The organism is Proteiniphilum sp. LBM24028 (genome assembly GCF_056629195.1).
This window is the reverse complement of record NZ_CM152817.1, coordinates 2,322,436-2,335,857: the sequence shown is the minus strand read 5'-3', so window position 1 is coordinate 2,335,857 and position 13,422 is coordinate 2,322,436. Positions and strand designations below refer to the sequence as shown.

The following is a 13,422-nucleotide window of genomic DNA, read 5'->3' as shown; positions in this document are numbered from 1 at the left end:
AGATGCATTCCCTTTCCGGTATATTCACTACTTTTGATGAATGAGAAAGGCTAATCTTCCCAAATAAAACCTTACATGTTATTATCCTCCAATGTTCAAATATAATGGAGCATTTTAATTAATTGATCACTACCGGTTCAAAAGCCTCCATAACAACGCCCCTATCCCTGATTACCAAAGTATCGGTAGCGGAATAAGTGTTGATTCCATCCGTAAATTGGTATTTTAAATGAATAGCATCTCGTTTTGATCCTCCCCAGGCATCTCCATCATTTATAAAAGTTCCATTGCCGGTCACAGGATAATCAATGGTAACTTCCGTTCCCGTTTTTATGGAACTTATTCCACTCACAGTACAATTCCCATCCTCTGAAAAATCCAGCAATAAATTCAGGTCTCCGGTAAATTTGGAAGAATGGGTATTCTCTTTGATAGACACCTGATTTTTCCCCGTAGTTATAAGCTTCCAAATTTCATTTTGTTCTACATAAGTTGTGCGATAAGATATCGTTTCGAGTGACTCTCCTTCCTTATTTTTTACGGCGCTTACTCCGCGATGAAGATAATGTCCATGATATGGATTGATAAATTTGACTGCAAACATGGTGAAATTTTTTGGCGTTATTTCCCACTGACTTGCTATTCTGTAGTCAGGATCGGGAATTTGATTACGCAACTTTCCCTGTAAAATCGAATCAACATCATTCGAGCTAACAATACGTAAAGGGATAGCATAAGCCAATTCAATGGCTAAGGGATCGTTAAAAAAAGCATCGGTAAGTTGTACCTCTATGCTGCCATAGAATTCACCTGATGGAATAATCAACTGGTCAGTTGAACTCAAACTGTAATATTCATGAGGTAATGCAAGTATCGGTTCAGATGAGGATTTGAATAATACATTATTGCATAAACTCTCATCAACCCTTATTTTGAGAAGCCTGTCCTTACTGTTTTTATAAACTCCACCAAACCTTGCAGAGATGAGAAACTTATGATTATTGTCGTTCGTGTTATCATATATGTCATTACCTAAAATTAGTGTTCGCACCGGATATTGACGCGGAAAATATGCAGCGGTATAATCAAAATCAGGAAAGTCAACATCTTGATTACTACAAGCGATCAACATAACAACAAGCGTTATGATTATTAATATTTTTTTCATAATGAATTTCTATAAATAATGTGTTTACTTCAATAACTACCAGCCTTTATTTTGAATAAGGGAATTATATTTCAGTATATCATTGTATGGAAGCGGTCCATAGATCATGAAAGAATTATCGTATTTGCGATCTTCCACTTGAACAATGGTATAGTTCGAATCGCTGATATTTATTCCCTTTGCCGATTCTGTCAAGTCTTCTTTCCAACGCCTCAGATCCCAAAACCGGAAACCTTCGAAACAGAGCTCAATCCTTCGTTCATTACGGATTAACTCTCTCATCTCCTCTTTGGTGGAGACAGAAGCCAGATATAAATCAGGTTGATTAATTCCTGCACGCTTACGAATTGCTCTTATCACATCTTTTGAAGAATATGAGTGCGCACCGACCCCATCGGGACCCCACGCTTCATTAGCCGCTTCGGCATAAATAAGAAACAATTCAGTGTAACGCATGTGAACACTATAATGGTCTTTAGATATCCGTGCCACAGGGTCTAAATTCACATCTTCTCTTAGTAACTTGCGAATATAATAGCCTGTACGTGTCGATTGCGAAATAGAATCTTTCGCATTGATCCCGCCTCCTGCTCCAGTTTGTATATTTTCCCCTTTCAGAACACTATTATTATGTAAAATATACAATGATAAACGCGGGTCTCTGTTTACATAAGGCTTTTCCTGATCGAAAAGGCTTTCTGGATCGGTGATGGGAAATCCGCTCGCCATAGGAAAGGCATCTACTAAATTCTGGGTTGGATTGACATCACCTTGTCCGTACAAGGAGGGAGGGAAAAGCCTGGTTTCCAACGATAGAGAAGAGTATTTTGCATTTCGCCAAAGCGCTTCTTTTTGATCCTTACCTTTCGACATATCGATCGCGTCTATAAAACTACCATTGTAAAAACGATGGCCATTCGGATCAAGTCCTGATATTCCTCCAATCTTATCCAACACCTCTGCAGCATAATTTGCCGCCTTTTCCCATAAAACAATATCTCCTGCTGAAAAAGCAGGGCTTGCTTCCAATAATGCAACACGAGCTTTAAGGGCTTTTATTATTTTTCCGCTGATACGATGGACAATATCTTTCCCAAAAACGAGGTTATAGTTTGCAACACTTTTAATATCTTCTAATCCTTCAGGAAGTTCGCTTAGGGAACTAATATCCCCATAATCATCCATCGTGAGATATTCCAATGCTTTATCGAAATCAGCATAAATCTGATCAACAGATTCTCTGAAGCTTGCTCTTGGAATATTAAAATTGCCGTCTGATTCAATAAAATTATTATAAAGCGGAATTCCCAACAACTCCCCGCCACCTCCTATGCCTCCGGTTGTAACCAATAGGTAATATTCAAAAAGCCCCCTTAATGCATACGCTTCACCTCTAAGGCGTACTTTATACAACCTGTTTAATTCACTGTCAGTCCATTTCCAGGTAACTGTGTCTATGACAGAAATAAACTTATTAAGATAAAATATCGCAGAAATTGAGCTATCCCACAAACTTGCCGGATTGTATTGTGCAGACCATTGTCCCGTGGCCATTCGGCGATATCCATTCGATTCATCGTTACTAACCGCATCGTCTGTGGCTAAATCATTAAAGGATAATCCATTTGTAGGTAGTTTAATATATGCAGTCATCAACAAACCTTCCGCAAAAGCTGGATTTTGATAAATTCTGTCCATTGTCCCTAAGTTCTCATCCTCTGGTTCAAATATATTCTCACAGGAGATAAATTGAATTGATAAAATCAATATGATGAATAAGTATGCTTTATTATGTTTCATGATCGTTCTTGATTTAAAATATTATTTTCATACCTAACGAGAATGATCTGTAGTTAGGTTCACTACCTATTCTTAACTCTTTTATATCTCTATATTTAGAAATAGTCAGCAGATTAGAAGCTGCAAAATAAAAATTCAGGCCTTTCATAAACAGTGATTCCGCTATTCTAGAAGGAAATTGATAAGTCAGCTGTACTCTTTGCAAGGTAAAATAATCATCTTTGTAAAGCCAGAAAGTTGAATTGTGATAGTTATTTGTACTTTCCATTGTCGTTAGGCGCGGATAAGTTGCCGTTGCTTTAGTTTCTTCTGTCCAACGCCCCAATAGGTAATCTGAATATTTCTTGTCTCCATCTGTCCGGTAATAGCTGCCATTAATATATGAATCAGCCCCAAGCTGCCCATTACCAATAGTAAATAATGAAATATTCTTATAAGACAACAGTAGATTCAACCCGTAAGAGAACGGGGCCTGTGCGCGTCCGATTGGAACTTCATCATCTTCGTTCACAACTCCATCGTTATTTTGGTCAACATACTTTATATCACCCGGCTTCACAGTCCCGAACGCCTGGAATGCATGATTAGAAATATCATTTTCATCCGCGAAGAACCCCTCGGCTTCCAATCCGAAGATAGCATCAACCGGATGGCCTTTACGATACTGATAATCGTTGGCGTATATTTCATCTTTTTTCCTCACGTCAGATGTTGTATATAAAGCATTGGCTCCCAAAGCGATCTCCCAATCTTTATATTTGTGATTAAAGGACAATCCGACTTCAGCTCCCCTGTAAGCATTTTCTCCAAAATTTACATACGGTACGAAATTCGAATAAAAACTGGGAAACATTGCTTTAAAAAAAGTGACCTGATCTGAATAGTAGCTGTAAAAAACATTTGCTTCCAATCCGAGTATCCGGTTGAAGAAGAGGCCTTCGATACCTAAATTCAAGTCCTTTCGCTTTTCAAAACCTAAATTTTTATTACTACCGTAAAGAGACCTCACCCCTTGTTGCATCCATGCTTTTTCTTGCCAGGAATAACTTCCACTGTATTCGTATGGATTAATATGGAAATAGAAACCATTTATCCCGGCATCGCTGTTGATGATGCCTCCGGTTAATTTAATCTTTAAATAATCGATTGAATTCAGTGGTGTAATAAAATCCTCCGAACTGATCAGCCAGGCAAACCCGAAAGTTGGCGAAAAAGCATTTCTGGAACCTTCGGCTAATTTCACCGAATGCGTATAAGCACTGCTAAAGTCAAATATATACTTTTGATTATAAATATAATTTAGCCGCAACCCTAAATTGGAGTTTTTGTTACTCTGATAATCTTCCGCAACCTTATATAGATTACCCATTCCCAACAATGAAGCAGATAGCTGATGGCGTTCATTCAATGTTCTTTTATAATCAAACATACCATAGAAGCCTATCTTTCGTTGATAACTGGCATCTCTAATTTTTTGGACTCCAGGCTTCGTGTCATTACCATATTTTGAAAGTTCTACAATTGTATCTCCTTCCCATTTTTTCGCTTCGTATACTGCATAAGTATTCTCTATATACTGATCATAGAGTGACAAGTAATCAAAACTGAAATTGGTATGAAAAGATAAGCCCTCTAATACTTTATTTAAGTCAACCTTAATCCTGTTATTGAAAGAAAGATAATTTTGTACATTTACGTTTTCTCCACCAAAATAGGTGTCGGCAATCGGGTTGGTTAAATAATTTTGTGTTCCACCAAGGATGTATTTTCCATCTACATCGTTTCTGCGGGATGACAACAAAGTTTCTCTCAATTCCCGGCTTATGTTGTCTATAGGAAGCAGCGGCGTGAATAAATTGGGTTTCAGCGTTGCAGCCCCGGCCCAATAATCTGAAATGGACTCTTTCTCATTTGTTATTACGGCAACGGCATCTATAGCCCCTGTAATAAAGGAATTTACTTTCAAATCTACATTGCCTCTGATATTAAATCTGTTCATTTGATTCTTCTTCCCTTCACCAAAATTTAATATGCTTCCAATCTGTTCCCAACCGACATTTGAATAGTAAGTTGCCACATTATTACCTCCAGAAAATTCAGCCATCGTTTTGAAAAACGGTTTGAATGATCTGAGATATTCCCGAGAATAATAATCAACATTGGGATACATGTATAAATTGCTTCCACTACGGTATTTAGCTATCAATTCGTCGTCATACAATTTTGACAAGCCATCATTCTGACGTGCTTCATTATACAAAGTCATATAATCAGCCGATGATAAATAATTGGGTAGTATTGAGGGTGTCGAAATACCGTAATAACCGGTGACGTTAATCTGTTTTTTTCTGGCATTGCCTCTTTTTGTAGTGATCTGAACCACTCCATTTACAGCTGCACTACCATATAGTACCGACGAATTGATATCTTTCAATACAGTTACCTGTTCTACTTCAGCAAAGTTGATTGTCGATATATCCCGCGGCAAACCATCAACTATAAATAAAGTATTACCAATACCCCGTATATTGCTAAAACCCAGTAAGCCGGGAATGCGCGCAAGCATCGCATCAGAAGTAAATTGAACATTGTCATTTTTTAATATTGGTTCTGAATTAATAAAACTTACCGATCCTACAATATTTTCGCGCCTTATTTTTCCAAAAGCAATATTTACAGTATCATTTAGGATATCATTCGTAGGAATAGCTGTTCCATTGACAGGTAAAAATTGAACTTCATTCACCTGTTCAGTAATATTGATTGTTTTTTCGGCAAATGCCTCTTCGTAAAAAAATAAGGTTATAGAGACGAACAAGGCTAATGCTTTGAAATATTTATTATTCATTTTTCGCAATTTTAAATAATTATATTAGAATCACCACCCCGGATTCTGAGGAAATTCAGGATATAAATTAGTGTTTGAAAGCGGTAATGGCAACCAGTTGTGTTTTTTTTCAACAATCCTGGTAATAATAATCCTTTCTTGTAAATTGATAGGTTTGCCATCTATCCCACGATCAAAATCAATAGCCGTTTTTTCTCTATATTCCATCTCACCGTTTAAGTTCCATCTGCGAAGATCACAAAAACGATGAGCTTCATAAGCTAACTCTACAGCACGTTCACGAATAATCTCTCCCATAAACGCCTCTTTAGTTGCAGTATATTTTGAAACGAGATTCGGAAGTTGCGCCCTGTTTCTAATCCTGTTCACAGCGCTTTCGGCCGTAAGGCTTAAAACGGTGGAACTGGAAGCGGCGGAGCCATATCCTTGTAATACAGCCTCGGCATACATTAAATATACATCTGCAAGACGTAGATAGGGGACATACGCCTGAAAATTATTCCATCCCTTGTCCCAAGGATTGCATCCTATAGGCGAAAACCTTTTATAATAATAACCGGAAATACTTCCACCTGTTGTTGCCCGATGAAATCCTCCGTTGTATAATTGGGCAAAGCGATTATTTCCACCAGCAGTACTTTTAACCATCTGATCACCGTCAACAATAATGTCCGAATAAAAGCGCGGCTCACGCCCTACCCACGGATCATTTGGGTTATAACCTGACTCGGGGTCCCCGATCGGCAATCCGTTTGCCATCGCATAATTTTTAACGAAGTTATGTGCAGGAACCTCAACTCCGGCATATCCTCCTCCAAACTGTGTGGGTAGAGTTCCACAAACGGTTGACCAACGCACTCTGCCCCGGTCATATACGGTCGGATTCATAATTACTTCCGTACCACCTGAATTTTTCGTATTACTGGGAGACCACACCCAGAAATTATCGGTCCAGTTATTCCAACTTTGTAATTTATACACTCCTGTTTTATCACAAAGATCGATCGCTTTTCCAAAAACATCTGCCGCCTGTTTACACAGTTCAGCATCGTAGGAATTATGTCCAGTGGACTCCTCATTCATCATTGGGCTTGCGGCATACAATAGATCTTTGCCCAAGTAACCCAACGCATGAATTTTATTAATACGCTGACGATTGTCTCCCAACGTTCTTTTTCCAACAACAGTTTGGTCCCAGTCAAGTGGCAATAATTCTGCCGCAGCCTCAAAATCTTGAGCAGCCTTTAATGCTGTTTCCCTGTAACTTAATCTGGGTAACTTTAAATCATCCGCTGAAGACAAGAATTTATCGATATAGGGCAATCCACCCCAATAGCGCATTAATTCAAAATGGAACCATCCACGGAAAAATAAACATTGCCCTTTGATGAGGTCTTTTTCCTCTTGGGTTGCATCGGTCAATAAATCAAGTTTGCTTAGTCCCAAGTTAGCTTTCCGGATGCCATACCAACACAACGGCCATACTCTCTTATTTTTAGGATTTAAGCCTGTATCAGCAGTTCTCCCCATAAACGGGCGATCCTGAGCCCAATAGTTTCCTAAATCAAATGCATAAGGGTTGTTATATAATGTTTCGTCGGCAAACAGATATGCATTCCATGCCCCTACTTTGTTATAATCAGTAATGCAATTGTACATCTCTTCCACAAATCCCTGGAAACTTATAAAATTTCTGAAAGCATCATTTTCCTCAATATCAGATTGAGGAGCCTTGTCAAGGTAACTTTCACAGGAAGTGATCAATATCAAAAATATGAATAGTGGTATATAGATTGTTTTTTTCATCTCGCTTGTTTTTAAAATGTTAGGTTAATACCAAAATTTATTCTTTTAACTGTAGGATAAGCACCTGTATTTGCAGATCCTCCAGACCATGCAGCCTCCCTGTCATCAGGAAGTTTTGACCAAAAAAACAAATTATCTCCATTCACATACAACCTAAGAGAGGTTATTCCCGTATTTTCAAGCCATCTATTTTCATTTCTGTTAAAAAGATAAGCCAATTCAACTGTTTTAAGACGGATATAAGAGGCATCATATAAATAATAATCTCCGATATTCTCTCCCTGCGTCTTCCATCTGGGCAGAAAAGAGGTAGCATTTTGATTCTCTTTTGACCAATAATCCCTTACATGATCAAAAACCACGTTTGTGTTTGCTGCAAAATTCATTAAAGGTATCACGCGCGATACATTTGTCACGCCATACAGCTGCGCCATTACGCTAAAATTCTTATATTCAAAACCCAGTGAACCATTAAAAGTGTTTTGAGGTACCTCGGAGTAACCATAAGGAACGGCGTCAAAACTATTGATAACTCCATCAGCGTTAAAATCGAGCAGATCATAATATCCGGGGAGCATAGCTAAATCATTTGTCTCTGTTTGAACACTCGCGTACACTTCATCCCAGTTATTGTAAAATCCGGTATTTAACTGCGTTTTTATTTGGCCTATGGGGAATCCCTGCTTTTTTTGGTAATCGGGAAACAATACCGGATCATCTGCAAATTTAATTTCATTTTTCGCATGAGTCAAAGCGAATGATGACCACAAGTACAACTCACGGAATCGTTTATTAAACTTTAGCTCCAGTTCGTAACCGCCCGAATTTACCTGTCCGACATTTGCGGGAGCAGGTGTAGCACCAAAAAAATCAGGAATGCTTCTACCGCCCCCTGCAAGTAAAATATCAGTCCTTTTTTCTTTGAAATACTCAAAATTAACAGTAACTAGATTATCTAACAGCCCTACTTCAGCTCCGTAGTTCTGCTTTTGAGCTTTTTCCCAGTGAATATCCGGATTCCCAACGGCCAATTCTTTATACCACAAATAAGGGCTTGTACTCGATATATTATCAACCAGTCTCGAAGCTCCTCCGTATGAATACCGAGTGGAATATAACCATCTGGGGGCGTTTACCCTGTCGTCACCCACATATCCCAAGCTATAGCGTAATTTCAGCTTGTTCATCCAATCTATATCGAAAAACTTTTCACTCGAGATATTCCATCCAATACCTATCGAGGGGAAGAAATCGAATCTATATTTTGGGCCGAATTGCTCTGAACCGTTATATGCACCATTTATCTCCAGTAAATAACGGGTGTCATAATCGTAGGTAGTCCTAAATGCCCAATCTTCACGGTAATTTTTAAACATATCCCCGCTTGCATATTCGTCTCTCGTAAAAACTCCCATGGCAGTTATATTATGCAGTCCGAATTGCCGTAAGTAGTTTAATTGAATTTGGTACTTCAATCTTCGGGTTACTCTAGAGCCTATGCTTTCAGGACGAATTGTCCAGGGTTGCTGAACCCAGTCATACTTATATAATCCTCCAATAGGATAATAGGTGGTATATTCACTTGGATCCTGATCGGGTCCGGTATATAACATCGGATTGATAACTGCAAAAGGTGTATTGCTCGTATCCATAAGAGGCCATACTGAATTCGTAGAATCATATATTCCTCCTTCACCTGTGATGGCATTGTCATAGTTTAATACAGCCTTTGTACTTAATCCCTTTGTAATAAAATCGAGCTTTTGGATTAATTCAACATCAATATTCAGTTGTGTCCGCCTTAGTTTTCTAACTCCTACATTATTAACTACCGACACAGGATTATACAGGTTTCCTACCAATGGTGTCCATCCCCAACGACCATCGGGATACTGAGGTAAAAACACATCGGGGGGCATAAAATAAATGGACTGCCACATCAGGTAGTCATGACTACCTTCTGTACCATTATAATTTGAATTTTTTTGGCTGTAATACCCGGAGAGGTTCATTTTCATATTGGTGGTTTTGGTAACCTGAAAATCGAGGTTGCTCCTGAAATTAAAACGATCAAAATTATAATTGGGATTGTATCCTTTATGATTGTCATAGTCCTTAAACATATCTCCTTCGTGAAGATATGCTAATGAACCGAAGTAGCGAACAAATTTATTTCCGCCAGAAGCACTTATTGTGGCCTTATGGGAAAATCCGACATCTTTAAACATCGCTTTTTCCCAATCTACATTCGGATATATCATCTCGTAATCCTTTGGCCGCGGTGATTTATATCGGGTTGAAATTTCATACGGAATATAATCCAACCATGAAGGTTCATTTAGTGGTGTTTCACGTTCAATAGCTAAATTTCTCATCTGTATTGCATCAAAAGATTCTAATGTCTCAGGCACTTTTGACAACATTTGAGCTGTAGTATTATATGAAAATGAGATGTTTGTTTTCCCCTCTTCTCCTCTTTTCGTAGTTATCAATATCACTCCATTAGCACCTTTTACGCCAAAAACAGCTGTGGCTGATGCATCCTTTAATATGGAAATACTTTGAACCTCGCTGACATCTACATTACTCATATCCCTTTCAACGCCATCTACCAGAATCAAAGGTTGCCCTCCGTTCCATGTGTTTTGACCGCGAATAAAAATAGAAGTGGCACTTTCTCCTTTCACTCCACCCGGTTCCCCAGAAGATGTGATTGTCACTAATCCAGGAAGTTGTCCGGATAAAGCTTGCTTAAAATCGGAGACATACCCTTTTCTTGTTAATTCTTTGGATGATGCTTGGGAGATAGCACCCACCACACTCTCTTTTCGTTGTACACCGTATCCCACCGCAACAACTTCTTCAAGACCTATGGCCTCTTCTTGCATCGTTACGTTGATCGTGGTTCTGTTTCCAACGGTGATCTCCTGCGGTTGCATGCCGACAAACGAAAAGATGAGAACGGGAGTACCGGGAAGATTGTGCAACATATAATTACCGTCAACATCGGTAGTTGTTCCCATTGCTGTTCCTTTTACCACGATAGTTACTCCCGGGAGAGGCTCTCCTTGCTCGTCTATCACTGTCCCTTTTATTGTTTTTCCTTGCTGCTGAGACTTTACAGTTAAAAGGGTGGGGGAGGTTGTAGTAACCTGTTTTTCCAGTCTGTTATTTACGTAAAGAGTGACCTGTTTTGCGATGATCCGGTAATCAAGGCCGGTACCTTTCAATAATTGGGATAAAATAGTCTCTATCGCTTTATTTTCAACATTAATGGTTACGCTTTTTTTGAGTCTGACCTCCACATCTTCGTTAAATATAAAAACATAACCCGCCTCTTGCTCTATCTTTGTAAATGCATCCTTCGTCGACACATTCTCCAGATCCAGAGAGATTTCGTTGTTTTGCGAATAAATGTTCTCCCCCAATGCACAAAATACACACAAAAAGAGGAATAGGGTTGAGATCTTCATGATTTTTAGAATCCGATCGTATCTTTTCGGTATAATAATTTTACAGTTAATTTTTTGTTTCATACATTTGTATTGAATTTTAGTTTACGAAATAATGAGGATTATCTTGTGAATTAATCTTTCTTTGGTCGAGCGGTGCAGCAACATCGCTCGACTTTTTTTATTCCCGTTTATCCATAGGCAGAATCTTGTTTATTTTATTACACTAATGATGTTGTTTTCTATCGTATAATCTTTTCCGGTCAAAAGGGAAATCGATGCCAGGACATCCTGCAGATTTTCCGATAAATAAAGTTTTCCCGTAATCCTTTTATCGCTTTCGACATTTTCGAAAGAGACGTTGTAGTAGCGGCCAACCTTTTTAAATAACTCCGAAACCGGGGTCCGGTTAAATATGAATACCCCTTCTACCCAACTTGTGTATAAAGAAACGTCCACACTTTCCTTATTCATGCCTCCATCGCGAAATTCAACCTTTTCGTTGGGATTCATCCGGATTGATTGATTGTCTCTGGTTTTCACTTCTACCCTTCCGTTTACCAAAACAACCGATGAGGTTTTATCGGAGGTGTAAGCCGACACGTTGAAACGGGTTCCGAAAACCTGGACATCCAGATCGGGGGTATGGACGATAAACGGTTGTTTATCCAATCGGACTACATCTATGTAGATTTCCCCGTTGACTTTGATTTCACGTGTTTTTCCCGAAAATTTTGTGGGGAATTCCAACTCCGTACCCGAATTTATCCAGACCTTGCTTCCATCGGCAAGGACAAGAAAAGAACGTTTCCCGTCAGGGACAATGAGTTTATTCGTCTGTATACTGTTTGCTTCAAATATCTTTTCGGTATTCGTGCTGTCGGTATAGGAAATCTGCCCATTATTCAATTGAACCGTAACATTCTGGCTCAGGACGATCTCTTTTCCTCCCGCTAACAGCATCACCTCTTGTTCGGGAAGAGTTTTACCGATAACCTCTGCGCTTATAGCTTCTTTTGAGCTACTGTCTTTCCGGATAAAATAGAAAGTAGTCGCAAGCAATAACAGGGCGATGGCTGCGGCGCTCGAAATGGAATAAAGGAACCGTTTCTTTTTATGCTTACTGTACAAGGTGCTTTCAATAATTCGGTCATATAGAACGTCCGTATCCTTGAATCTCCTTTTATTGATTTCTATTTTATCAAATACTTCGATGGCTTTCCACAACTCTTCTTCGAGATCGGGATTTTCGTGAATATAAGAGATCCAAAAATCTTCCAGCTCTGGCGTTCGCGTTAACCTCCATTGGATAAATTTTTTGTTTTCCAAGAAATAAGGGTTGTATGTAAATCTATTCTCCTTCATTTTTTTAGTTTTACTCATTCACATGAATTAACCCATAAAACATATGCGTATATACAAGGGACAATTGAACTTCTCTTTTGTAGTCAAAAACAAAAGAAAAAACAAAAAATTAACATTTCAGAAAGGAGTTTACAGATAACAATAGTAGGTAAGTGCCACTAAAATAACAAATAAGGGTTTTCCCGAATCTTTATTTATGGATCGTAGATGCTCGATACTCCGATGGACAAGCCTTCTTGCCGAATTATAATTTATCCCCATAAGTACGGCAATATCTTCATAATCCATCTCTTGCATATACCTTAAATAAATAACTTCTCTTTGGCGCGGAGTCAAGTCATTCAATAGATTTTCAACGGTTTGTTTTAGTTTTGTAGTATCCTCTTTGTTAATTAGTGATTCTAAAGTTGTTATTTCGGTGGAAAAAGGAATATTTTCAAAACTAAAATCTGGATAATCAGATATATTACGATTTTTTTTTTGGATATTTAGAAGATAATTTCTTATAGAAATAAACAAATAAGCCGTTAAATTCTCTACTTTTATAAATTTATTTTTCTCAATAAGTATTTTATAAAATATATCGTGAACAGCATCTCTACATGTGTCTTCATTGAAGCCCAAACTCACACCATAAGACAAAAGATCATTGACGTAAAAATTGTAGATGAAAGAAAAAGCATCGTATCCATTTTTGTTTTCTAGAAACATCTTCCAATATTTATTTACTTCAATTTGTCTGTTGTTTTTCTGCACTTTTATTTAAAGTTTATGTTATTTATTTGGTGACCAAAGATATATCAAGACAAAATTACATAATTAATTTTATGCAGGTACTTTTTTTTATTTTTAACATCGCAAATTAACAGACTTTAATGGGCGCTTGAAAATAGGGGTCGAAAATGGTCTTGATTTCCTGTGCTACTTCTTTCATAGGCCTGGTCGACTGGTTATAATCTTCGTGCAGTTTTTTTTCGGTTTTA

At 38.2% G+C, this 13,422-nt stretch carries 7 protein-coding genes; all 7 read right to left on the bottom strand.

The window, feature by feature from the left end:
- Nucleotides 1-118: 118 nt before the first annotated feature.
- The 7 genes from AC1HCU_RS09280 to AC1HCU_RS09250 all read right to left on the bottom strand — a co-directional run bounded on the left by AC1HCU_RS09280 (nt 119) and on the right by AC1HCU_RS09250 (nt 13,195).
- Complete coding sequence (locus tag AC1HCU_RS09280; protein ID WP_480365367.1) at nt 119-1,168, bottom strand: DUF5627 domain-containing protein; 1,050 nt, start codon at nt 1,166-1,168, stop codon at nt 119-121.
- A gap of 36 nt (nt 1,169-1,204) precedes the next feature.
- The gene (locus tag AC1HCU_RS09275; protein WP_480365365.1) at nt 1,205-2,968 is read right to left on the bottom strand and encodes a RagB/SusD family nutrient uptake outer membrane protein; all 1,764 of its coding nucleotides are present in this window, start codon (nt 2,966-2,968) and stop codon (nt 1,205-1,207) included.
- Nucleotides 2,969-2,981: 13 nt separating this feature from the next.
- A complete protein-coding gene (locus tag AC1HCU_RS09270; RefSeq protein WP_480365363.1) occupies nt 2,982-5,816 on the bottom strand; it encodes a SusC/RagA family TonB-linked outer membrane protein in 2,835 nt (944 codons plus the stop codon).
- Between the two features lie 30 nt (nt 5,817-5,846).
- On the bottom strand, nt 5,847-7,622 hold the full coding sequence (locus tag AC1HCU_RS09265; protein ID WP_480365361.1) for a RagB/SusD family nutrient uptake outer membrane protein: 1,776 nt from the start codon (nt 7,620-7,622) through the stop codon (nt 5,847-5,849).
- A gap of 11 nt (nt 7,623-7,633) precedes the next feature.
- The gene (locus AC1HCU_RS09260; protein WP_480365358.1) at nt 7,634-11,095 is read right to left on the bottom strand and encodes a TonB-dependent receptor; all 3,462 of its coding nucleotides are present in this window, start codon (nt 11,093-11,095) and stop codon (nt 7,634-7,636) included.
- A gap of 192 nt (nt 11,096-11,287) precedes the next feature.
- A complete protein-coding gene (locus AC1HCU_RS09255) occupies nt 11,288-12,439 on the bottom strand; it encodes a FecR family protein (RefSeq protein ID WP_480365356.1) in 1,152 nt (383 codons plus the stop codon).
- A gap of 129 nt (nt 12,440-12,568) precedes the next feature.
- On the bottom strand, nt 12,569-13,195 hold the full coding sequence (locus AC1HCU_RS09250; RefSeq protein WP_480365354.1) for an RNA polymerase sigma factor: 627 nt from the start codon (nt 13,193-13,195) through the stop codon (nt 12,569-12,571).
- Nucleotides 13,196-13,422: the final 227 nt, after the last annotated feature.